18 protein-coding genes are annotated in these 23,718 nt (G+C 68.8%); 10 read left to right on the top strand and 8 right to left on the bottom strand.

Annotated elements, in window-relative coordinates; genetic code table 11:
* The first annotated feature begins 436 nt into the window (after positions 1-436).
* The gene (locus tag DMH03_RS39935; protein ID WP_125797191.1) at positions 437-1,234 is read left to right on the top strand and encodes an alpha/beta fold hydrolase; all 798 of its coding nucleotides are present in this window, start codon (positions 437-439) and stop codon (positions 1,232-1,234) included.
* A gap of 8 nt (positions 1,235-1,242) precedes the next feature.
* The gene (locus DMH03_RS39930; RefSeq protein ID WP_125797190.1) at positions 1,243-2,001 is read left to right on the top strand and encodes an SDR family oxidoreductase; all 759 of its coding nucleotides are present in this window, start codon (positions 1,243-1,245) and stop codon (positions 1,999-2,001) included.
* Here DMH03_RS39930 and DMH03_RS39925 read toward each other — a convergent pair.
* On the bottom strand, positions 1,940-3,538 hold the full coding sequence (locus DMH03_RS39925) for a transposase (RefSeq protein WP_125797189.1): 1,599 nt from the start codon (positions 3,536-3,538) through the stop codon (positions 1,940-1,942). The genes DMH03_RS39930 and DMH03_RS39925 overlap by 62 nt on opposite strands.
* Positions 3,539-3,681: 143 nt before the next feature.
* On the opposite strand from DMH03_RS39925, the gene DMH03_RS39920 reads away from it, so the two are divergent.
* The 4 genes from DMH03_RS39920 to DMH03_RS39905 all read left to right on the top strand — a co-directional run bounded on the left by DMH03_RS39920 (position 3,682) and on the right by DMH03_RS39905 (position 9,924).
* Entirely contained in the window at positions 3,682-6,279 is a 2,598-nt protein-coding gene (locus DMH03_RS39920) for a bifunctional FO biosynthesis protein CofGH (protein ID WP_125797188.1), read from the top strand.
* 151 nt (positions 6,280-6,430) lie between these two features.
* Positions 6,431-7,282: an arpA protein gene (locus DMH03_RS39915; protein WP_125797187.1), complete on the top strand. Its 852-nt coding sequence runs from the start codon at positions 6,431-6,433 to the stop codon at positions 7,280-7,282.
* 21 nt (positions 7,283-7,303) lie between these two features.
* Positions 7,304-8,146 (top strand): class I SAM-dependent methyltransferase, encoded by an 843-nt coding sequence (locus DMH03_RS39910; protein WP_125797202.1) that lies wholly within the window; start codon positions 7,304-7,306, stop codon positions 8,144-8,146.
* On the top strand, positions 8,143-9,924 hold the full coding sequence (locus DMH03_RS39905) for a choline/carnitine O-acyltransferase (RefSeq protein ID WP_199749206.1): 1,782 nt from the start codon (positions 8,143-8,145) through the stop codon (positions 9,922-9,924). Before DMH03_RS39910 ends, DMH03_RS39905 begins: the two co-directional genes overlap by 4 nt.
* 66 nt (positions 9,925-9,990) lie before the next feature.
* Here DMH03_RS39905 and DMH03_RS39900 read toward each other — a convergent pair whose 3' ends face one another.
* Both DMH03_RS39900 and DMH03_RS39895 read right to left on the bottom strand, forming a co-directional pair.
* Positions 9,991-10,428 (bottom strand): hypothetical protein, encoded by a 438-nt coding sequence (locus tag DMH03_RS39900; RefSeq protein ID WP_125797185.1) that lies wholly within the window; start codon positions 10,426-10,428, stop codon positions 9,991-9,993.
* A 14-nt stretch (positions 10,429-10,442) separates the two neighbouring features.
* Positions 10,443-11,780: a hypothetical protein gene (locus tag DMH03_RS39895; RefSeq protein ID WP_199749209.1), complete on the bottom strand. Its 1,338-nt coding sequence runs from the start codon at positions 11,778-11,780 to the stop codon at positions 10,443-10,445.
* Positions 11,781-11,880: 100 nt separating this feature from the next.
* On the opposite strand from DMH03_RS39895, the gene DMH03_RS39890 reads away from it, so the two are divergent.
* Positions 11,881-13,323: an ABC transporter substrate-binding protein gene (locus DMH03_RS39890; RefSeq protein WP_125797201.1), complete on the top strand. Its 1,443-nt coding sequence runs from the start codon at positions 11,881-11,883 to the stop codon at positions 13,321-13,323.
* On the opposite strand, the gene DMH03_RS39885 is transcribed toward DMH03_RS39890, so the two are convergent.
* A complete protein-coding gene (locus DMH03_RS39885) occupies positions 13,303-14,202 on the bottom strand; it encodes a LysR family transcriptional regulator (protein ID WP_125797183.1) in 900 nt (299 codons plus the stop codon). The genes DMH03_RS39890 and DMH03_RS39885 overlap by 21 nt on opposite strands.
* A 71-nt stretch (positions 14,203-14,273) precedes the next feature.
* On the opposite strand from DMH03_RS39885, the gene DMH03_RS39880 reads away from it, so the two are divergent.
* Complete coding sequence (locus DMH03_RS39880) at positions 14,274-15,308, top strand: SDR family oxidoreductase (protein ID WP_125797182.1); 1,035 nt, start codon at positions 14,274-14,276, stop codon at positions 15,306-15,308.
* Between the two features lie 210 nt (positions 15,309-15,518).
* On the opposite strand, the gene DMH03_RS39875 is transcribed toward DMH03_RS39880, so the two are convergent.
* Positions 15,519-16,259, bottom strand: a complete 741-nt coding sequence (locus tag DMH03_RS39875; RefSeq protein WP_125797181.1) for an SDR family oxidoreductase — start codon at positions 16,257-16,259, stop codon at positions 15,519-15,521.
* Positions 16,260-16,480: 221 nt separating this feature from the next.
* On the opposite strand from DMH03_RS39875, the gene DMH03_RS39870 reads away from it, so the two are divergent.
* A complete protein-coding gene (locus tag DMH03_RS39870) occupies positions 16,481-16,888 on the top strand; it encodes a DUF1508 domain-containing protein (protein WP_125797180.1) in 408 nt (135 codons plus the stop codon).
* A 157-nt stretch (positions 16,889-17,045) separates the two neighbouring features.
* Positions 17,046-18,134, top strand: coding sequence for a substrate-binding domain-containing protein (locus tag DMH03_RS39865; RefSeq protein WP_125797179.1), 1,089 nt, complete (start codon positions 17,046-17,048; stop codon positions 18,132-18,134).
* Between the two features lie 78 nt (positions 18,135-18,212).
* On the opposite strand, the gene DMH03_RS39860 is transcribed toward DMH03_RS39865, so the two are convergent.
* The 3 genes from DMH03_RS39860 to DMH03_RS39850 form a co-directional block, all read right to left on the bottom strand.
* On the bottom strand, positions 18,213-20,111 hold the full coding sequence (locus DMH03_RS39860; protein WP_125797178.1) for a S8 family serine peptidase: 1,899 nt from the start codon (positions 20,109-20,111) through the stop codon (positions 18,213-18,215).
* Between the two features lie 229 nt (positions 20,112-20,340).
* Positions 20,341-21,225: a sortase gene (locus DMH03_RS39855; RefSeq protein WP_125797177.1), complete on the bottom strand. Its 885-nt coding sequence runs from the start codon at positions 21,223-21,225 to the stop codon at positions 20,341-20,343.
* Positions 21,222-23,603 (bottom strand): hypothetical protein, encoded by a 2,382-nt coding sequence (locus tag DMH03_RS39850; protein WP_233611864.1) that lies wholly within the window; start codon positions 23,601-23,603, stop codon positions 21,222-21,224. Before DMH03_RS39850 ends, DMH03_RS39855 begins: the two co-directional genes overlap by 4 nt.
* Positions 23,604-23,718: the final 115 nt, after the last annotated feature.

Here is a 23,718-nt window from a genome sequence, read left to right as displayed (position 1 = left end):
CTCTCAAAGGAACCTCAAACGAGGTTCAAATACATAAGCTCTACTGGCTTAGTTCACTAGCACACTGTTGAGTTCTCAAGCAACACACCCCGAATCGCACCACTCACGCGGCCTTATCCGAAGCAGTCATTCCTAGCAGTTTTTGGTGAGACACCCACTCAATCACCTTGAGGTGAGAGCTTGGTTCGTGTCTCAGTCTTACTCTGTCACCCGGTTTCCCTGGCGACTTGGAGAACTTTACATGGCCGGAAACCCCTCAAAACAGGGGGGTACCTTAACGACATTTCCGCAGGTCAGCGAGCGGAAATGAGCCCGCGCCGGTCGATCACCCGGTGATCGCGCCGGGGCCGCCCAGGTGAACACCGGAGAAGAAACATTGCTCCGAGTACATTGCACCGTATTGAACTCCTGGATTGCTCCGATTAGCGTCGGGCTCATGAGCACTGCGGAACTCGACGGCATCTCCGTCGCCTACGACGACCTCGGCAGCGGGTTGCCCGTCGTCCTCGTCCACGGCCACCCCTTCAACCGTTCGATGTGGCGGCCCCAGGCTGAGCGCTTCAGCCGGGAGGGCTACCGGGTCATCACGGCGGACCTTCGCGGGTACGGCGAGACGACGGTGGTCCCGGGCAAGACCGGGCTCGACGTCTTCGCCGCCGACATCGTCCGTCTCGCCGATCACCTGGGTCTCGAGCGTTTCGTGCTCGGCGGCCTCTCCATGGGCGGGCAGATCGTCATGGAGTTCCACCGCACCTACCCCGACCGCGTCTCCGGGCTCCTGCTCGCCGACACCTCTCCTCAAGAAGAGACAGAGGAAGGCAGGCGCGTCCGCAACGAGATGGCGGACCGGGTGCTCGCCGAGGGGCTCGACCCCTATGCGGAGGAGGTCCTGACGAAGATGGTCTCCCCGGAGAACGTCCGCACGATGCCGGACGTGGCGGCGCACGTCCTGGAGATGATGCGCACGACGCCCAAGGAAGGAGCGGCGGCCGCGCTCAGGGGCAGGGCCGAGCGCCCCGACTACCGGGAGAGCCTCACCCAGGTGCGGGTGCCGAGCCTCGTCGTGGTCGGGACCGAGGACGAGTTCACGCCGGTCTCGGACGCCGAGCTCATGCATGAACTCATCCCCGGCTCCACCCTGGCGGTGATCGAGGGCGCCGCCCACATGCCTAATCTGGAGCGCGAGGCCGAGTTCGACGCCGTGTTCGCACGGTTCTTGAAAGAAATTGGGTGATCGTCTCCATGTCCCAGAAGACTGTCTTCGTGACCGGTGCCAGCGCCGGGTTCGGCGTCGAGATCGTCCGCCGGTTCGCCGCCGACGGCGCCAAGGTCGTCGCGGCCGCGCGCAGTAAGGACCGGCTCGACAAGCTGGCCGTCGAGCTGGGCGAGAACGTCCTCCCCGTCGAGCTCGACGTCCGGGACGCCGACGCGGTGGCCGCGCTTCCCGGCACGCTGCCCGCCGAGTTCGCCCAGGTCGACCTGCTGGTCAACAACGCCGGCCTCGCGAAGGGCCTTGAGCCCGCGCACCGCGCGAAGCTCGACGACTGGGACCAGATGATCGACACGAACATCAAGGGGCTCGCGCACCTCACCCGCGCGTTGCTGCCCGGGATGGTCGAGCGCGGCCGCGGGCACGTGATCAACATCGGCTCGGTCGCCGGCTCCTACCCGTACCCCGGTGGCAACGCCTACGGGGCGACCAAGGCGTTCGTGCACCAGTTCAGCCTCAACCTGCGCGCGGACCTGCAGGGCACCGGTGTCCGGGTGACCAATGTCGAGCCCGGACTGGTCGGCGGGACGGAGTTCTCCGTCGTCCGGTTCGAGGGCGACCAGAGCAAGGCCGATAACGTCTACAAGGGCACGACGCCGCTGACGGCCGCCGATGTGGCCGAGTCCGTCTTCTGGGCGGCTTCGCAGCCGGAGCACGTGAACATCAACGTCATCGAGTTGATGCCGGTGGTGCAGAGCTTCTCCGCCTTGCATATCCATCGGGAGAGCTGAGACCGAAGAGGTCGAAGAGCGCCTGCTGTTCCGGGCTCCGCTCGGTCAGCAGGCGCCGGGTCCGCGGGCGGCCGCCGGTGGACGGGTAGCGCAGCACCGTCTCCCCTATCCCCGCGAGACTGTCCATCAGCTCGCGGACCGACAGGTTCATCCCGGCGCGGTCGGCCTCGCGCCGCATGAGGTGCGTGACCGTGGACGCGAGCACCGTGACCAGCGTGTGCACCGCGATCCGGTGCGGGGTCCAGTCCCAGCGCGGGGCCGGGCCGGCGACGGCGGGTCCGGTCAGCCAGCGGAACGTCGAGTCGAGGTGGGTCCTGGCCCGATACGCGGTGACGACCTCGGACACCGGCCAGTCGTGGTCGGTGACCAGCACCTGTTTGCCGAAGAACTCGTCGTGCAGCCGCGACACTGCGGCGTCGTCGACCTTCCAGGTCAGCCGGATCTCCCCCGGTTTCGTCCCCGTCAAGGAAGGGGAGAGCACCCGTTCGACGCGGCGGCCGCGGGTGATCCGCGCGATTTCGGCGTTCACCTGGCTCCGGTCGCCGCGATACGTGCCGGCGGCCAGTGCGGCGTCGAGGCCGGCGAGTTCACGCGTCGCGGTGCTCAGTTCCTCGCCGAGCGCGCGCGCCTGCGCGTTGTGCAGGGTCTCCGAATGGGTCAGGATCACGCGCCGCCGGACGCCCGCGACCACGGCTCTGGTGTCGAGAGCGGTCAGCCCGGCGAAGCGTTCCGGGTCGACGGGTTTGCGCGCGGACGGCGGTTTCGCCAGCAGCTCCGGATGCTCCGAAAGCGGGAGCGCGCCGACGAAATGCCGCCCGAGGTCCAGTTGCGCGGCCTGGCCGGCGGTGAAGATCAGCGTGACGGGGTACAGCGAGCGGAGATCCTCGGCGAGCGCGGCGAACGGCGGCGCCCCTTCCCGCGGATACACGTGCGATGCCAGCGGGATCGCGCCGTCCTTGGTCACCACGAGGCCGAGCCCGGCGAGTTCGCAGCGGCAGGGCTCGGCCGTGGTGAAGGTGGCGAACTGCGGCACGTCGACGGCGAGCGCGGCGTTCCCCGTCCCCAGCCAGGAGAGCACCGCTTCGGCGACCGTGGTCTCGATCCGCGCGATCCGTTCCGGGGTGAGCCGTTGCAGCGCTCGCCGATGATTCGCCAGGTCGGCTTTGAGGAATTCGCGTGCGACACCGTCCTCCCACCAGGTGGCGAGGTCCGTGTCCGGGGCTGTCGCCCGGTGCAGGACGGCGAGCGCGAGATGCGTCCCCAGTGTGGTCGCGGCGCGCTGGGCTCCGACGGCTTCGTCGACCCGGCGCACGAAGTCGAGCTGTCGCAAAGTGGCCCACACAGCCGCGACGTCACCGAAGGTCCGGTGACGCGCTTCGCCGGGGGCGGAGACCTCGCCGTCCATCGCACGCCCGATCTCCTCGGCCGTGCCGAGGTAGCGCTGCGACACGACCCTGGGCTCGCCGTCGACCCGTGCGGAGGTGACGAGGTAGTAGTACGTCCGCCCGCCTGCCTTCTTGCCGATCACCGAAGCCACACTTTAGGTAATACACGCCGGCCCGGTGATCGGCAACCAAGATCACGCTCTGACCAGCGAGAACGGTGACCACGCCCGCGTGGGTGACGCGGTGGCGGGATGCGCACTGGCAGGTGGAGCGAGTCCGGCCATAGCGTGCGGGAATGGCATCCCCTGCTGACGCGAACGCCCCCACCACCTCGGCGATGCGCCGGGCACTCGCCAGGGCGCGCGACGGGAAGACCCTCGACCTGACCGAGGCCTCGATCCTGCTCCAGGCGCGCGGCGACGACCTCAAGACGCTGTCCGGGCACGCCTCCCGGATCCGTGACGCCGGGCTCGTCGCGGCGGGCCGTCCCGGCGTGGTCACCTACAGCCGTTCGGTGTTCATCCCGCTGACCCGGTTGTGCCGGGACCGGTGTGGTTACTGCACCTTCGCGACCGTCCCCGGCCGGGTCGAGTCGCCGTTCCTCTCCCCCGACGAGGTACTCGACATCGCCCGCAAGGGTGCCGCGATGGGGGTCAAGGAAGCGCTGTTCACCCTCGGCGACCGTCCGGAGGACCGCTGGACGGCGGCGAAGGACTGGCTCGACGCGCACGGGTACGACGACACGCTGTCCTACGTCCGGGCGATGGCGATCCGGGTATTGGAGGAGACCGGCGTCCTGCCGCACCTCAACCCCGGTGTGCTGACCTGGCAGGACTTCCAGCGGCTGAAGCCGGTCTCGGCGTCGATGGGCATGATGCTGGAGACGACGGCGAAGCGGCTGTACACCGAGAAGGGGGGCCCGCACTACGGTTCGCCCGACAAGGACCCCGACGTGCGCCTGCGGGTGCTGGAGGACGCCGGCCGCAGTTCGGTGCCGTTCACCACGGGCATCCTGATCGGCATCGGCGAGAACTTCGAGGAACGCGCCGACTCGCTGTTCGCGATCCGCAAGGTCGCGAAGACCTACGGCGGCATCCAGGAAGTGATCGTCCAGAACTTCCGCGCGAAACCGGACACCAAGATGCGCGCGACCCCGGACGCCGATCTCGAGGAACTCGCCGCGACCATCGCCGTCGCGCGGCTCGCGCTCGGCCCGAAGATGCGCATCCAGGCGCCGCCGAACCTGATCGGCCAGCAGTACGAACTGATGCTGAACGCCGGGATCGACGACTGGGGCGGCGTCTCGCCGCTGACCCCCGACCACGTGAACCCCGAACGCGCGTGGCCGCAGATCGACGAACTCAAACGCCGCACCGAGGCACTCGGCTTCACCGTGCGCGAGCGGCTCCCGATCTACCCGGAGTACGTCAAGGCCGGCGAACCGTGGCTGGACCCGCGGATGAACGCGCATCTCGCGCCGCTGACCGACACCGAGACCGGGCTCGCGATCGAAGAGGCCATCCCGGTGGGCATCCCGTGGCAGGAGCCCGATGGCGGCTGGAAGGAGGCCGGGCGCACCGATCTGCACGTCGAGGTCGACACGATCGGGCGTACGGAAGACCGCCGCAGCGACTTCGACTCGGTCTACGGCGACTGGGCCGAGATCAAGGGCAACATCAAGACCGCGCCGCAGCGGTTCGACCTCGACATCCGGGATGCTTTGCGCAGCGCGGAAAAGAACCCCGCCGGACTGTCGGACGACGAGGCGCTGGCGCTGCTGCACGCCGACGGGCCGGAGCTCGACGCCTTCACCAAGATCGCCGACGACCTGCGGCGTGAGGTGAACGGCGACGACATCACCTTCGTCGTCACGCGGAACATCAACTTCACCAACGTCTGCTACACCGGTTGCCGGTTCTGCGCGTTCGCCCAGCGGCGCACCGACGCCGACGCGTACACGCTTTCGCTGGAGCAGGTCGGCGACCGGGTCGACGAGGCGTGGGCCGCGGGCGCGACCGAGATCTGCATGCAGGGCGGCATCCACCCGGATCTGCCGGGGACCGCGTACTTCGACCTCGCGGCCGAGGTGAAACGCCGTCAGCCGGACATCCACCTGCACTCGTACTCGCCGATGGAGGTCGTCAACGGCGCTTCGCGGACCAACCTCTCGATCGAGGACTGGCTGGCGCGCGCGAAGGAAGCCGGCGTCGACTCGCTGCCGGGCACGGCCGCGGAAATCCTCGACGACGACGTCCGCTGGGTGCTGACGAAGGGCAAGCTGCCGACGTCGGAATGGATCAACGTCGTCACCACCGCGCACAAACTCGGCATCACCACGACGTCGACGATGATGTACGGCCACGTCGACACGCCGTCGCACTGGGTCGGGCACCTGAAGCTGCTGGCGAAACTGCAGCGGGAAGGCCTGGAGCGCAACGGGCGACGCGGGTTCAGCGAGTTCGTGCTGCTGCCGTTCATCCACCAGAGTTCCCCGATCTACCTCGCCGGGCTCGCCAGGGCCGGGACGACGCTGCGCGAGAACCGCGCGGTGCACGCGCTGGCCCGGCTGCTGCTGCACGGGACGATCGACAACATCCAGAGTTCCTGGGTGAAACTCGGCGAAGAGGGCAGCCGCGCGGTGCTCCAGGGCGGGGTCAACGACATCGGCGGGACGCTGATGGAGGAGACGATCAGCCGGATGGCGGGGGCGGCCAACGGGTCGTACAAGACGATCAGCGACATGCGCGCGATGGTCGAACCGCTGGGCCGTCCGCTGCGGCAGCGGACCACCGAGTACGGCACTCCGACGGCGGAGCGGATCGCCGCTTCCCAGGCGTCCGACGGCGTCGCGACCGCGGTGCGGCGGCCGCTTCTGCCGCTTGTCACCAGCTGACGAAAGCTCCATGACGGCCCCCTTATCCGCGTACGAACGCGGATAAGGGGGCCGTCACGTTCCGTGTGGCACCGCTCACAAGGCGCGGGGGTCGTGGGCGTTTTCTGTGCTAAACCCGAGAATCACTTCCGGGCCAGCCGAGAGGACGTCGATGACCGCGAGCGCAGTCCAGGTGGCCGACACCGCCCGCTATCCGTTGTCCGCCCCGGGAAGCCCGGCGTGGCGCGAAATCGTTTCCCGGACCCGTGCCGAACTGCGGGAAACGGGCTGCAGTGTGCTGACCGACTTCATCCGTCCGGAGCTGCGTGACGCCCTTCGCCATGAAGGCGCGGAGATCGCTCCGGAGGCGTACGCGAAGGTCGAACGCGTCAACGCCTACAACATCGCCATCGACACTCCCCTGCCGGAAGGCCACCCCGGCCGCACGATCATGGAACGCGGCAATGCCTTCGTGGCACGCGACCGGATCCCGGCGACCGCGATCATCCAGCAGCTGTACGCGAGCAGCGAGTTCCAGCGGTTCGTCGCCGACTGCTTCGAGCTCCCCGAACTGCACGAACTCGCCGATCCACTGGCAGGCCTGGTGCTCAACGTGATCGAACCGGGCCGCTCGCATCCGTGGCATTTCGACACCAACGAGTACACCGTCAGCATGCTCACGCAGCAGGCGGCCGAGGGCGGCGTCTTCGAATATTGCCCGAACATCCGCTCCGAAACGGCGGAGAACTTCGACGACGTCCGTGCCGTGCTGGCGGGCGAAGGGGATCACCTGATCCGACGGCTCACTCTGCGTCCCGGCGATCTTCAGCTGTTTCGCGGACGCTTCGCGCTGCACCGGGTGAGTAGTGTTCAAGGGGCAGTCGCCCGCCATTCCGCGATCTTCGCGTACAGCGAGCGTCCTGGGGTCATCGGCAGTCCGGAGCGGACGAGACAGCTGTTCGGCCGGGTCCTGCCGGAACACGTCGCGTCCGCGGCGGTCCGGGGCGATCAGCTGCTCGACTAAGTCAGGAGCTTGGCCGTGCCATTGGATTCGACCGGCAAGATCTCTTTCGATCACATCTACACCGAGCCCGATCCTCGTGCGTTCTTCGGCACCTTGCGCAGACTGGACTACTCCATCCCCCAGCAGGCGAAGGCCTACTTCGCGAAACTGATCGACGAATACCGCGCGGAGACCGACGTCAAGGTCCCGACGGTGCTCGACCTCGGCTGTTCCTACGGCGTCAACGCGGCGCTGCATCGTTGTGACACGTCGATGGAGCGGCTGTACGACCACTACCGGGACAGCGAAGCGCTGAGCCGGGACGAACTGATCGCGCGCGATCGGCGGATGGTCGAGGAGCTCGCCGTGAGCGACAAGGTCCGCTTCATCGGCCTCGACGCCTCCGCGCCCGCGTTGGACTACGCGCTCGCCGCGGGCTTCATCGACGACGCGATCCACGCGGATCTGGAGAGCGAAGACCCGACAGAGCAGCAGCGCGCGCTGCTGGCCGAAGTCGACATCGTCATCTCGACCGGCTGCGTCGGCTACGTCACCGAGAAGACCCTCGTCCGGATCGCGCGGGAGAACCGGCCGTGGATGGCGCATTTCGTGCTGCGGATGTTCTCCTACGCGTCGGTCGCCGAAAGCCTCGCCGAACTGGAGTACGACACGACCGGGGCCGACGGCGTCTTCCGGCAGCGGAGGTTCGCCTCGGCCGAGGAACGGACGCAGATCCTGGACAATCTGTCCGTCGCGGGTGTCGACCCGCGTGGGCTGGAGTCCGACGGCCGGCTGTACGCGCGGCTGTTCGTCTCCCGCCCGGACGGCGCGGCCGGCGAACTCGCCGCCGCGCTGAACGCCCTTCCCCTTCGAGATCAAGGATGATCGTGAGCAGTCCGGAACCGTCCACCCGCACGTTCGGCAACGAGGAGGTCCTGCCGAGGGTCCCCGTCCCCAGCTTGGAGGACACCTGCCGCCGGTTTCTCGAGTGGTGCTCGCCGCTGCTCAGCCCCGGCGAGCTCGCGGAGACCGAAGGCGCCGTCGCCGAATTCCTCGCGGAAGGAAGCCCGGCGCACGAACTGCAAAGCGCGCTCGAAGCCTTCGACAAGCGGGAAGGCGTCCAGAGCTGGCTCGACACCTTCTGGCCGTACCGCTACCTCGGCCGCCGCGACCGGATCGCGCTCAACGCGAACTTCTTCTTCCTGTTCACCGAATCCCCGCTGGGACAGCTGGAACGCGCGGCCGAACTGGCGGCGTCGGCGGTGGACTACAAGCTGAAACTGGACGAGGAACTGGTGCCGCCGATCATGCTGCGCGGGCAGCCGCAGTCGATGGTGCAGCACAAGTACCTGTTCTCGGCGACGCGGATCCCCGGCGCCGTGCAGGACACCTCGCGCAGGCCGTACAGCGAGGAGTGGCCCGGACCGTCGAGGGCGCGGCACGTCGTGGTGTTCCACCGCGGCACCCCGTTCCGGATGGACGTCATCGCACCCGACGGTCGCCCGTACTCCCCCGAACAGCTGGTCGCGGGGCTGCAGGTGATCGTCAAGTCCGGCAACTTCGTCGAAGACCCGCAGACCTCGGCCGGGCATTTCACCACCAAGGCGAGGGCGGAGTGGGCGGCGACGCGGGAAGCGCTGCTCGCCGGCGGGAACGCGGCCGCGCTCGACGACATCGAGACGGCGTTGTTCTGCCTGTGCCTGGAGGACTTCGCGCCGGCGGACACGCAGGAAGCGTGCGACAAGCTGCTGCACGGCGACAGCGGGAACCGCTGGTTCGACAAGGCCGTGTCGCTGATCGTGTTCGAGGACGGCACGGCGGGGATCAACGTCGAGCACTGCGAACTCGACGGGACCACGATCCTCGGGTTCACCGACGCGCTGCTGAGCGGAACACGACTGGAGCGGCCGCCCGCCGACGGCGTCCCGGCGTCCGAGGTCATCGAGTTCGTCCTGGGTGACGCGCTGCGCGAGGACGCCCGTGCCGCGGCGGTGGCCTTCGCCGAGTACGCCGACGCGACCGCTACGAAGACGGTGTCCTTCACCGACTTCGGCGCGAAGCGGGCGAAGGAGCTGGGGATGTCCCCCGACGCCTTCGCGCAGATGGCGTATCAGCTCGCGCACAAGCGTGCGAAGGGGATCACCGGCACGACGTACGAGTCGATCGCGACGCGGCAGTACCAGAACGGGCGCACCGAAGCGATGCGGGTCGTGACGCCCGAGGTGCAGTGGTTCGTCCGGGTGATGGACGATCCGCACGCCGACCGGCAGACACGTCAGGCGGCTTTCCGCGCGGCGGCCGCGAAGCACGTCACGCGGGCGAAGGAATGCCAGGCGGGCGACGCGCCGGAGCAGCACCTGTGGGAGCTGCAACTGATCCAGAAACGGCGTGGCGTCGAGGACTCCCCGTCGCTGTACTCGTCGCCGGGCTGGCTGAAGATGCGCAACGACTACCTGAGCACCAGCTCGGCGCCGTCGGTGAACATCCGGTACTTCGGCTTCGGGTCGACCAGCCCGCAGTGCATCGGCGTCGCGTACGTGCTGCTGCCGGACTCGCTGAATCTGTACCTGTGCACGCCGAAGCACGTGGCGCACGAGATGGAGCTGTTCGCGACGGAACTCGACGCCGCCATCCGTGAGCTGCAGGAGTTGCTCGCCTCTTGAGGGTGTCGCGAGTGGGGATTCGGGTCAGAACCCGAATCCCCACTCACGACCCTGAGCACTGACCCGCTACATCGTCGTCGACATCAGGAACGCCTGTTCGGAGCCGTCGACCACGAACGCCGTCCGCGATTTGGTGGTCGTGGGCAGCTCGCAGGAGAGCCACTTCACGCCGGACGGCACGAGCGTTTCCAGCTGTTCCGGCGCCGGCGGGGCCCCGGCATGACACTTGAGATCGCTGATCACCTTCGACACGGCTTCGAGCCGAAGCTTCACCAGCGCGAACAGCCGGAGGTCGGAGGGCCCGGGCGCTTCGATCCGGCCTTCGGAGACGCCCAACCGCTCCTCCACCCAGTGTGCCTCGACGATCTCTCCGACGTCCGGGAAGTCCTCGGCGACCGGAGCCGTATCGGTGCGGACGGCCATTTTCTCCGGCGGTTCCGGGGCACAGGCCGCGATCAGGACGATCGCGGCCAGGCTCCCCAAGGTCTTCCCCATGGTGCGCATGGGGACATCTTCGCTCAGACGGTGAGCTTCAGGATGTCGATTCCGCGAGTGTTGTCGGCGACATAGACGTAACCCTTGTGCCAGTAGGGCGCCCACGCGCTGGCGTCCGCCGGGCGGAAGTAGGCGATCTGCTTCGGGTCGGTCGGGTCGCTGACGTCGAGGAAGCGCGTGCCCTGCCCGTAGAACGACTGCACCAGGACCTTGCCGCGGATGTCGAAGTAGTGCGCGGAGCAGTCGCCCGACGCCGGGTCGCTGCCCTCCTGACCGGCGACGCTCCAGGTGCCGACGGATTCGAGGCGGAACGGCTTCTCCGGCGTCGAGCGCCAGCCCTCGCCGTTGTACGAGTTCTTCAGCGACGAGATCGTCAGCACGCCGTCACCGGCGCACCCGTCGAGGAAGCTCTCTTCGGTGGCGTAGATGAGGTCGCGGCCGCGCCAGCGGTTCGAGTCGGCGCCGTCGGCCGAGCGGTGTCCCGCCGGGTGGAAGCTGTTGTGCATGAACTTCGACGGCGCCGCCGTCTCCTCGACCCCGCCGCCCGCGTAGGGCACCGGGTCGAACGCCGTCGCGCGGCGGACCTTGCCCTGGACGGGGTCGCGGTGGAAGCCGTTGGTCCAGTAGCCGCGGACACCGCCTCGTCCGGACACCCACGCCACGCCCTCGTCGTCGACCTGGACGTCGTGCACGTAGTCGGTCTTGCCGTCGTTGCGCGCGAGTTCGATCGGGTTCGGGAACGTCTTGGGGTTGCGCGGATCGCGGATGTCGGTCACCCAGATCGGGCGGCCTCCCCAGTCCGCGGGCTGGTTCGCGGCCTTCGCGGGACCGCCGGTCCAGAGGTAGCGGCAGTCGTCGACGCAGCTGGTCGTGTGGCCGGCGGGCACCTTGGTGTAGCTCAGGATGGCCGGTTTGTCCGGGTTCTTGAGGTCGATGATGTAGATGCCGGACTCGCCGGTCTGCGTGGTGCCGCCGTAGGCCCGCGGGTCCCGCGCGAGGAAGACGAGCTTGCGCTTGACGTCGACCTCGGTGTCCTCGGTCTCCCAGAGGCCGGGCAGGCTGACCTCGCCGATCAGCTTCGGCGCCGTGGGATTCTTCGTGAGGTCGTAGACCTTCAGGCCGAACTCGCCGGAAACCGCCATGACGTCGCGCTTGCCGTACTGCAGGAACCCCATCGCGATGGCGCCTTGCGCGTCGGGCACGTTGCCGACGGCCTTGACGTTCTTCACCGCGCCGGGCGCACCCGCGACCCGGACCTTCTCGTTGGCCGGTTTGTCCTCTTCGCCGCACGCGGCGGCGGGCAGGCCGGTGGCGATCAAGGTCGCGGTGACCGTGGTGAGCGCCAAGCACGAACGGAGCAACCAGTTTCCTCGCACAGAAACCTCCCAGGCTGGTCCCCTCACCATAAGATCACCACTTTGCCCGCACAACCACCGTTGGTCGGTGCCGGACTGCTATGACATGACCATGCGCTTGCGTCTTCTGGCCCCGCTCCTCGCCGCCGCACTGGCCGCGGCGGGCTGCACGGAATCCGGTGAACCGCCCGCACCGGACGTTCTCCGCGTGGGCTTGGCCGCCCCGGCGACCCTCCTGCCCGCCGATGTCCGCGACCAGCCCGGACGCCTGCTCGCCGGCGCGTTGTGGACGCCGCTCTCCGATTACGACCCCGCGACGGGAAAGCTGACGCCGCGCGCGGCGGAATCGGTCACCAGCGCCGACCGGATCACCTGGACGGTCAAGCTCAGGGACGGCGGGAAGTTCCACGACGGCACGCCGGTGACCGCCCAGTCCTATGTGGACACCTGGCAGGCGATCGGCGCGGAGCGGTGGCAGGCGTCGCGCGTGGTCAAGGATCTCCTGCGGGCCAAGGAGATCACCGCGCCGGATCCGCTGACCATCCGGCTCGTGCTCGACCGGCCGTCCGGGCAGGTCCCGGCGCTGCTCTCGTCGCCCGCGCTCGTCCCGCTGCCCGCGTCGGTGCTGAAGTCGCGCGATTGGCCGGGGTTCGCGCAGCGGCCGGTCGGCAACGGGCCGTTCCGGCTGGACGGCGCCTGGCAGCCGTCCGGCGGCAAACTGATCCGAATGGCGGACGCGCCGGGCAAGGCGCGCGTGATCGAACTGAAGACCGGCGACGCGGCGGCGCAGTACGACGAGGTCAAGGCCGGGAAGCTCGACCTCTCCACGTTCGTCCCCGGTGATCGCCACGAGGCCATGCACGCGGATTTCGCGCAGCGGCACGTGATGTGGGCGCTGCCGACCGCCGCCTACCTCGGATTTCCCTTGACCGCGAAGCATTTCTCCGACGCGACGGTTCGTCACGGCTTCGCGCTCGGGATCGACCGCGCGGCACTGGAGGCCGGCGCTCTCGGCAAGCAGGTGGACCCGGCGAAGTCGCTCCTGCCGCCCGCCGTCGCCCCCGGTGAACGCAGCAGCACCTGCCGCCCCTGCACTTTCGACGCCGGAGCCGGGAAGTCCCTGTTGACGCAGGCGGAGTTCCCGACCACGCCCGTCCACTTCGGACAGTCACCGGCGAGCTGGCTGCGCCCGCTGGCGGATCAGGTCAGCGCGGCCGTCGGTGTCCCGCTGGCCGCCGAGCCCGGGGAGGGACCGTTCGCGCTCGACGTCGCCCTGATGACGCCGAGCCCACAGGAGACGCTGGCCGAGATCGTGAAGGCCACTGGGTACTCCAGCGACGGGTTCGCCGACCTGCTCAAGTCGGCCGAGGAGACCGACGCCGCCGATAGCGGCGAGGTGTACCGGCTGGTGGAGAACCAGTTGCTGCGGGATCTCCCGGTCGCGCCGCTGTGGTCCGGGCACGGGCACGCCGTCTGGGCGGAGCGCGCCGGCGAGGTGAAGGCGACGCCGTTCGGCGGCGTGGACCTGTCAGGCGTTTCGGTGCGGTGAGCCGAGCGTGCACTCCCCCGCGACGACGTCGATGAAAGCCGAGGTCAGCGGGTCGGGCGTACTGCGGCAGTAGGCGGCGAGCGTGCGCCGGATCGCCGGTTCGGGCCGCAGGACACGGCCGTGGAAACCTTCGGGCAGCACGTTGGCCGGCACCAGCGCGGGACCGAGTCCCGCCGCCGCGAGCACCGGCGCCGCCGCGGTCTGTTCGGTCCGGACCGCGGCCCTCGGCTGGAATCCCGCCGCGGCACACGCCTGGTCGACGAGATCGGCCAGGCCGTTGCCCGGCGCGTAGTGCACCCACGCGCAGTCCGCGAGGGTCGCCAGGTCGACGACGCCGGAGCCGTCGTCCTCGCGCGGCCCGTCGATCGGCAGGACCACGACGAACTCCTCGGCGCCGAGTTCGCGGACCGGTCCGTCCCAGCCCGGCGGGACCGGGCCGACCGCGACGTCGGCCTCCCCCGCCGCCATGGCCTCCCGGAGTTCGTCCGCGTGCCGGAACTCCACCAGGCGGACGTCGACGTCCGGCCGCTCCCTGCGCCACACCCGCAACGCCGCGGGCAGGACGCCGAGGCCGACCGAATAGACCGTGGCGATCTGCAATTCCCCGGCTTCCAGCCCGGACGCCTGCCGGGCCGCGCACCGCGCGCGTTCGGCGTCGGCGAGGGTGGCGTGGGCGTGCGGCAGCATGGCCCGCCCCATCGGGGTGAGCCGGACGCTGCGCGGCAACCGTTCGAGCAGTGGTCCGCCGACACCCTTCTCCAGCGCGCGCATCTGATGCGACAGCGCGGGCTGGGTCACGTGCAGCAACTCCGCGGCCCTGGTGAAGGAGCCGGTGTCGACGACGGTCACCAGGTACTCGAGTTGGCGCAGGCTGGTCATGAAGAAAGTTTATCGGAGTGGTGATATCTATGCCTTGGACTTATCGCAACGCCGGGTCCAGGCTTGAGGACATGAACGAAGAACGCAAGGTCGCCCTGGTCGCCGGGGCCAACGGGGTCATCGGCAAGAACCTGATCGAGCACCTGGAGACCCTGCCGGGCTGGCGCGTCATCGGCCTGTCGCGACGCGGCGGCCCCGGCCAGATCGCTGTCGACCTCCTCGACGCGGACGACACTCGCGCGAAGCTCGGCGGCCTGGACGACGTCACGCACGTGTTCTACGCGGCCTATGTCGACAAGCCGACCTGGGCCGAACTGGTCGCGCCGAACCTGGCGATGCTGACCAACCTCGTCGACGCGATCGAGCCTGTTGCGCCAGGGCTGCGCCACATCAGCCTCATGCAGGGCTACAAGGTCTACGGCGCCCACCTCGGCCCGTTCAAGACCCCGGCACGCGAAGACGACGCGGGCCATATGCCGCCCGAGTTCAATGTGGACCAGCAGGACTTCCTGGAACGCCGTCAGGCCGGGAAATCCTGGACATGGTCGGCGATCCGGCCGTCGGTGGTCGGCGGCACCGCGCTGGGCAACCCGATGAACCTGGCGCTGGCCATCGCCGTGTACGCCTCGATCTCGAAGGAACTCGGCCTGCCGCTGCGCTTCCCCGGCAAACCCGGCGCGTACGACAGCCTCCTGGAGATGACCGACGCCGGACTGCTCGCGAAGGCCACCGTCTGGGCCACCGGCTCGGAGAACGAGGCGTACAACATCGCGAACGGCGACCTGTTCCGGTGGAGCGACCTCTGGCCGCGGATCGCGCGGTACTTCGACCTGGAGGTGGCGCCGCCGCTGCCGATGTCGCTCGACGTCGTCATGGCGGACAAGGAGGAACTCTGGACGTCGATCGCCGCGAAGTACGGCCTCGAGGTGCCCTACAGCGCGGTCTCGTCGTCGTGGGCGTTCGCGGACTTCGTGTTCGGCTGGGACTACGACATGTTCGCGGACGGCTCGAAGGCCCGGCGGGCCGGTTTCCACGAATACGCGGAGACTTCGGCGATGTTCTTCCGGCTGTTCGACGAATTCCGGAAGGCGAAGGTGATCCCCTGACTCGCCGCTCGGTTCTGGGTCGTGAGCTGCTCGAGGCACGCGTCAAGCCCCCTGAGTGTCCACAAGGGACACTTTCGAGCGGTGAAATGTCTGATTGATGGCTAGATGCGCGGTTCTCGAGGGGGTCGTGAGTGGTAATGAGCGTTCTAACGACACTTACCACTCACGACCCCGCCGCGTGGTCCGTGACGGCAAGCCGGGCCAGAACGCCTAACCCCGCCCGATGTACGGCATCGCGGTCGCCGTGACGGTCAGGAAGCCGACGTTCGCGTCCAGCGGCAGCCCGGCCATGTACAGCACGGCGTCCGCGACGTGCCGGGCGTCGAAGGTCGGCTCGACCTTGACGCTGCCGTCGGCCTGCGGGATCCCGTTCGCCATCCGCAGCGTCATCTCGGTGGCGGCGTTGCCGATGTCGATCTGTCCACAAGCGACGTTCCAGGCCCGGCCGTCGAGCGAGATCGACTTCGTCAGCCCGGTGACCGCGTGTTTCGTCGCGGTGTAGGCGACGGACGCGGGGCGCGGGGCGTGTGCGGAGATCGAGCCGTTGTTGATGATCCGGCCGCCGCGCGGGTCCTGCGCCTTCATCAGCCGCACGGCCTGCTGCGCGCACAGGAACATCCCGGTCAGGTTGGTGTCGACGGCGCGTTTCCAGTCCGCGAAGGACAGTTCGTCGACGGTCCCGCCCACCGACACACCCGCGTTGTTCACCAGGAGGTCCAGCCGCCCCCATTCCGCGCGGACCGTTTCGAACAACGCGGCGACGGAATCGGGATCGGCGACGTCGGCAGGCACGGGGAGCGCGTTCACGTCACCGCCTGCGGTCTCGGCGAGCGCGTCGCCGCGGCGGCCCGCGAGTGCGACGCGGTAGCCGGCGCCGAGTAACGCGCGGGAGATCTCCCTGCCGAGCCCGGAACCCGCTCCGGTGACGACCGCGGTCCTGCCGTTGCCCATCGATCCTCCTCGCAGACCGTGCCGGAGCGAACCGGCTCGGTCATCGTTTTCCGATTACCCGCGTCCGTTCAGGCTAGCGCGCCGCCGTCAACGGAAAACGTTCACCCGGCGGCCGTCGCCCCTTAAGGAAAACCGGTAACCCCTTCACCACATCGCGGCGATTCACCGGATGTGCCCAGGGGGAATTCACACCGTTCACCTCGTCGCCGGAGCGGTGAACAGTGACGAAGAATCCACGTTTCCAGCTGGTCCAGACCGGCGAACGGACCATCCGATGGCGGCTGCTCGGCGGCAACAACGTGTCGCTGGGTTCGGCGCCCGCCGACTGTCCACGCGCCGAGGAATGTCTCGCCGCCATCGCCTGGCTCAGCGCGAACATCACCGAGCTGACCAGCGATTTCAGTCATCTCAGCGGCGGTCGCTGGCGCTGGCGCCTGCATACGGAAGACCGGATCGTGGCGATCGCCAGCCACGCCTACGGGCGGCGTATCGAGGCGCAACGCGGCCTCGACCGATTCCGGTCCGCCACCACCGAAGCCTCCATCGGCGAAGGGATCGAGACCATAACCGATTGGCGCCGGAAATACCGCCGCGATTCCGACGGATATTCACCGAATCGTTCTCGGTGACGGCCGATCACGGAAAGTGCGTTACCCGGACATTAACCACCAGGACGTCGGGCGGGAACGCGGAACACCGCCGCCGGACAGTGTTGCGGAGCGAGGATTGGCGGCAAGTCACGGAATCCCGTGACGACTTGGGGACTAGAGAAAGAGTGCAAACAAGATGCGTGCTCGTACCACTCGGTTTCTCGGCGCCACCGCGATCGCCGCATGCGCCTGCCTCACCCTGACCGGCACCGCCTCGGCGGTCGCCCCGGCCAACGGCCTCGGTGAGGTCATCGCCGCGGCCGGCTCGGACACCACCGTCGACATCACCGGCGCGATCCTGGCCAACGCGAACGGCGGCGCCTGGAACAGCGACCCCGACAACTTCGTCAACGTGCCGCCGCTGCTGTCCGGCACCCAGACGTTCACCGTCCCGGCCGACCCGTTCGCCGACGAGGTCGTCTACAGCGCCGGCAACCCCGCCCCGAACGGTTCTTCGCAGGGCAAGGCCGCGCTGAAGGCGTCGGCCGAAGCGGGCGACGGCAAGATCGACATCGCGCGGTCGTCCTCGGCCCGCGGCTCGTCCGACCCCGCCACCTTCGAGTACTTCGCCTTCGCGACCGACGGCGTCACCTGGGCCTCTTCGGCCACCGGTTCGGGCGCGGGCCTGAGCCTGACGCTGGCGCAGCTGCGCGGCATCTACGACGGCTCCATCACCAACTGGAACCAGGTCGGCGGCGCCAACTCCCCCATCGCGGTCTACCTGCCGCAGACCGGTTCCGGCACGCTGAGCTTCTTCACCGGCACCGTCCTCGGCTTCGACCCGACCACCAAACCGGTCACCATCAAGCGGTTCCAGGAGCACGACGGCAACTCCATCCCGGTCGGCGACCGCGCCACCGCCATCGCGCCGTTCTCCATCGCGCAGTGGATCGCGCAGGGCAACACGGTCGTCGCGGACAAGCGGGCGGGCTTCACCGTCAACCCGCTGACCGGGGCGGGCTTCAACGGCTCCCCGGTCTCCGGTTCCGCCGGTAACTACACCCCCGCCTTCACCACGGCGTTCCTGGGTTCGCGCAGTGTCTACAACATCGTCGACTCCCGCACCCCCAGCTACGACCAGGCCAAGCGCGCCGTCGGCTTCGACGACGGCGACTCGGCTTCGACCGCCAGCCCGCTGTGCGGCGGCCAGCTCGCCGCCACGATCCAGCGGTACGGCTTCCTGACCGTGTCGGGCCCGAACGGCCTGTCCTGCGTCAAGTCCTGACCCTCTCCTAGCGCGTGAAGGCCCCCTTCCCTCGGCTGAGCCGAGGGAAGGGGGCCTTCACGCGCGAAAGGGTGTTACTCAGGGGGACTTCGGGGCGACGCCGAGGGCGGCGAGCGCCGGATCGGTCATGATCACGCCAGCCCCGGTCACCGGGTCGAAGCCGGGGGCGCCGAGGTCGATCGCGGTCGACGTCAACGCCGTGCGGATCTCCGCCGGGGTGGCGGTCGGCTTGCCCTGCATGAGCAGCGCGGCGATGGCGGCGGCGCTCGGCGCGGCGGCGGAGGTCCCGAAGAACGGCTGGAAGCCGGTCACCGAGGTCGCGACGCCGTCGGCCGCGGTGATGTCGGGCTTGTTCCGCGTCGCACCACCGGTCGAGGACACGTTGCCGGGGGTGATCACCGAACCGTCCGGGTTGTAGAACTGGTGACGGCGACCGTCCGAAGTGAACCGCTCCCATTTGCTGGCGGCGGTGAACAGCCCCGGGTACGGGCCTGCCGGGTTCGCCGGGTCACCGGTCTCGAGCGCGCGGCCGAAGGCGCCGGCGGCCGGGGCGGCCGCGACGCTGAAGGCGTTGACGGCTGCCGAGTGGCCGGAGGTGACACCGTTGGTGCTGAAGGCTTTCAGCTCGCCCGAGGTGACGAAGCGGCCGCGGATGACGTTGAGCGCGATGAACCGGTCGGAGCCGCTGTACTTGACCACGGCGACCTTGAAGCCCGAGCCGCTGGCCGGGACCTGGGCGATCTCGTACGGGTTCTGGGTGCCGTTCTGCGAACCTTCGCTGGACGCGACGACCGAGCCGGCCGAGTTCAGGACGAACAGGTCGTAGTCGCTGGTGGCCTTGCCCCACGGGTCGGACCAGAACAGGGTGACGTAGCGGCCGACCGAGTTCGGCGAAAGCGCGTTGTACAGCTGGGTCGTGCTGCTCGGGTCGAAGTCGTGCGGCGTGCCGGTGATCCCGGAGATCTTGCTGGCCGAGCCGCGGAAGTCGCCCTCGTAGTAGCCGCTGGTGCCGTCGGTCAGGTTGCCCGAGTTCCCGGCGGAGGAGAAGTAGAGCGCGCCCGCCGCGGTCACGTCGTTGACGGCCTGCGCGACCGGGCCGTCCTGGAACGGCGACTCGTCGAAGTAGGAGACGTCGTCGACGATGATCGTGCACTTGCCGGTCGTGCGCAGCGCGCGGATGTTGTCGGCGAAGCTCTGCTCGCTGGTGAAGGCGGTCGCGAAACCGAGGGCGGCGCCGGGCGCCATGTCGTGGATGATCTCCAGCATCGCGGTGCCCTCGTCACCGCTGCCCGCCTGGCCGGGGAGGACGTCGACGGCGGGCAGTTCGCCGGCGGTCTGGGACGCCTTGAGCGACTTGATGCCGTCCGAGAGCACGCAGACCTTCTGGCCCGCGCCGGTGACGCCGTATTTGGTGCGGGCGGTGTCGTTGCCGTGCGCCTTGTCGCCCTCGGCGACCTGCAGCGCGGCGGCGGTCTGCTTGGCGGCGGCCTGCCGACGGTCCTGCGGGGCGGACTCGTTCCAGGTCATGGCCTGGGAAGCGGCCTTGACCTCGGCGACGTCCCCGCGTCCGGCGATCGTGTCGACGGCGTTCAGTGGCAGGTCGGCGCGGATCGCGCCGGCGGGAGAGGCGTGGCGGACGGTGCCACCGGCCGCCTTGACGGCGTCCACGAGTGACTGGCCCGCGCCCTTGATGTCCACCGCGACCGTGCCGGCGTCACTGACGCCCAGCCCGGTCCGGTACTCGGGCAGCTTGCCCGCCAGGCCCTTGTCGGCGCGGAGGCGCTTCTCGATGACGAGCTGGCTCGACTGCTTGCGCTCGGCCGGGGTGAGGCTCTTCTTGATGCTCTGCAGCGCGGTGATCCCGGTCTGCGTGCGCGCCTCCTCCGACGGCTGGGCACCGGACACCGCGGTCGACAGCAGCAAAGCGCCGACCGCGACCGGAACCGAGCATGTGACCACCCGGCTGAATCTGCTCATCGAACTCTCCCTGTTTTCAGCAATCCAGTCGCGCTCCGGCTAAAGCACGCTGGTGGCATGACACTCCGTCAGAAGAATTCCTTCGGTTGCCCGAATGAGTTACCCCTGACCGGGTGTAATGGGGAGAATCTAAAGAGCCGTCGGTGATCAGTCCACCGACCAAAGTCGGGAACGGGCGAAGATCCACATGCTGAGAGCGAGTCCGGTCCGAAAAGACCGAAATCCTGGATTACGCCCAAGCCGGAAAGAGCCGCCACAGCGCCAATGCCGCCAGCGCGGCGAAAGTGAGCAGGACCGGCCCGGTGATGACATAGGTCGAAACCGGACGCCACCGGCGATAAAGGAAAGTCGCCCCGGCCGCCGCCACCACGAATCCGCCGAAGGCCAGCACCAGCCCCGCCCACGCGTCACCGTCGCCGGTCCGGCCGTCCTGAGCGTCCGCCTTGCCGTTCTGCGGGGTCGGGCGGAACGGCCTGCCCTCCAGTGCGGCGGTCACCACCGTCGCCTCGGCCGAGGCCAGCGGCCACCACGACGCCGAGGTCACCAGCGTCAGCCGATCGTTCTCGGTCTTGCCGTAGTCGGCGCCCTCGTCGAGGGACCGGGTGGCCGTGCCGGTCACCCGGTAGACGGACTTGCCCTGCGTCGTCGCGACGACGATCTCGTCACCCTTCGCCAAGGCGTCGAGTGAGCCGAACGGGCCGCCGAACCCGGCGTTGCGGGCGGCGATCACGGCGTTGCCCGGCTGCCCCAGCCCGGCCGTCCCGGGGACGTGGCCGGGTCCGGACGCGGTTTCCCCGCTCGACGCGCCCTCGATGACGACCTGTTGCACCTTCAAGGCCGGGATCTCCAGGACGGCCACCGGCTTGCCGAATTCGACGGGTTCGGCGGGCGGCGCCGCGCCGAACAGGCTCTGGCTCGCGCCCAGCGCCACGCCGATCTCGGCGCGGATCTCCGTCAGCGCCTTCCGCTGATCACTCGACTGCAGCATCGGGCCCAGCGCGTAGACCACCAGCGCCAGCGCCACCAGAGTGGTGACCAGCCACGCGAACACGACGGCACCGATCCAGCCGGGACCGAACCGCAGGAACTCCCTTTCTTCGACCTCGGTGCTCACGCCACGCCACCCGAGGGCTTACGGCGCAGGAGAGCCAACAGCATGGCGAACGCGGCACCGATCCCGGCCAGCGCCCTGGTCAGCCAGGACGGCACCGGCCGTCCGGCCGCGAGGTACGCCGTCGCGGACGGCAAGGTCGCCAGGATCACCAGCGCCACCAGGGGAATCAGGGCACCAAGCGCGCCGGCGCCCGCGAACTTCGGGATGTCGATCGACTCGGCGAGGTTCTTCGCCGCGGCCACGCTTTCCGGGGACGGGGCGACCGCGGGCGCCGGTCCGGTGGCGGCCGCCACCGGCGTGCCGGCGGACGAACCGGGTCCCCCGGAGGGGCCGCCCAAGGAAGAATTGGCGGCCGGTGTTGCACCGGTCGCGCCCGGCGGCGGCGGGTTCTTCGCCTCTTCCTTTTCCTGACAGGCTTTTTCGGCGGTTCCGGTACCGATCTTGCCGATGCGCTCGCCGGCGGTGGCGGCCAGCCCGGGGCTCAACCGGACCATTCCGGGAGGAAGCAGCGCCTGCCCGAATCCGGCCGCGAGGCCGGCGAACGACTTCAGCTGCTCCTGCTTCTCCTTCATCGGCTGACAGTTCGCGTCGATCAACGGGTTGATCGGAACGGCCATGTACTCGACGAAGGTGAGCGGGTACGCGCCGTCCTGGGAAACGGTGCCGGTCTCGGCCGTTCCGTCGGGACCGATCGTCATCGCGTCGGCCGCCAGCCGCAGGCTCTGCTCGGTCGGCGCGACGAAGTTCCCCTTGCCGTCCGGGAGCGCCACCGGCGTCCAGCGGTTGACCGTCGCCGTCGCGAGGTCGGTGATCACCCAGTTCATGCAGCCGCCGGCGCAGTCCGCGCCCCTGCCGACGACGGCGTTGTCGACGGTCTTGCGCACCGACAGCTGACCGGTCTTCGCGTCGACGTTGTTGATCCGGAACTCGCCGGGGTCCAGCGCGTTCAGGTCGGTGATCACCCCCGGTGACTTCCCGTCCAGGTCACCGAAGTAGCGCTTCCCCTTCTCCGGGAAGACCCAGGCTCCGGGTGCCGATCGGACGAGGGCCCGGCTCAGGGTGACCGGGACCGTGCCCGGTCCGGACTCCCCGGTCGCGCCGAAGAAGTCGGTGTTGCCGCCGTAACCCGACCGGGCGTTCACCGCGATCACCCCGGCGGGCTGGCCGTCCTTGATGGCCGCGAGCGCCGGATTCCTGGTGACCAGCGGGGAACCGTTCTTGAAGATGCCGCCGCGCCCCTCGGCGTCGGGGACCTGCCCGCCCTTCGTGAACATGTTCGCCACTTCGTCGTAGGCGAAGGACAGGGCTCCGGTGAACTTCGAATTGAGCGGGCTGCCCCCGTCGTTGACGTCGGTCGGGGACCAGCCGACCGCGGCGATCACCGCCGCGTTGATCCCGACCGGGACGTATTCCCTGGACCGCACGGACTGCGCGGCCAGCGCGTTCCCGCTGCCGGTGATCATGAGATCGGAGGCGCCCTTGTCGAACGCGGTCAGCCCGATGTCCTCGGTCTCGCTCACGATGTTGGTGGGCTGGTCGGATCGCGTGGGAGCGCACAGCGCCTGGTTCCAGGCGACCGCGGTCCGGCCGAGCCGCTCCGGCATGCTGGCGTTGAGCGTGTTCCGGCCGATCCCCTTGCAGCCCTTGACCCCGATGCCCGGCAGGTACGGCGTGAACTTGAGGGATTCGTCGACCCAGGTCACCGTCTTGCCCGCGGCGTCCTGTGCGGTGATCTGGATCGTGACGGTGCACGGATTGTTCTCGTCACAGGTGAAGGAGAACTGCCTTCTGGTCTTCGCGCCGGTCACCGGATCGACGACGACGGGATTGTCCGCCCACGGCACCTTCGGGAATTTGTCGCCGGGATTCACCGCTTTTTCATAAGTGGTGTAAAGCGGATCCCAGGCCACCGCATGCGGGCGCAAGGTACCGCGCGGGATCGTCGTGTCGAAGACGATGTCGCCGGTCGTGCTGCTCCGCACCCTTTCCATCGACTGCATTCCCGCGGCCTTGCCGGTGAATTCGTCGCCGAATTCGTCCTGGCAGTAGGCCTGCACCCGGGTGAGCAGCGTGCTGTCCTTGCTCCACGGCGGGACATACACCTTCTTCATGAGATTGTCCGGCACATCCTTCGGGCAGACGACGAGTTTCGCCTTCGCCCCCTTGGGCAGGCCCGAGAGCGTGATCCGCAGTGGATCGCCGTTCTGCACCGCCGACAGGTCGGCGGGCTCGGTCTTGAGCTTGTACGGCGGATTCGCGGGCGCCTGCGCCTGCGCGGCGGGGACGGACACACCCGCGACCGCCAGTATCCCGCAGATCAGCACGACCCCGGCTCGTCTCGCCCGGACCAGGAACACGGACGACTCCCCAGATTTCACGGGATCCAACGTCCACGAGTCACCCGTTCGGGGTCAACCGGCTCGGACCGTCTGCCGCACTGATTCACAAACGCCCCGTCGGGCGTTCCCCGGGTGGACACCTTTCCCTGCCACG

Source organism: Amycolatopsis sp. WAC 01376 (assembly GCF_003947415.1).
GTDB lineage: Bacteria > Actinomycetota > Actinomycetes > Mycobacteriales > Pseudonocardiaceae > Amycolatopsis.
This window is presented reverse-complemented; position numbering and strand designations above follow the sequence as displayed.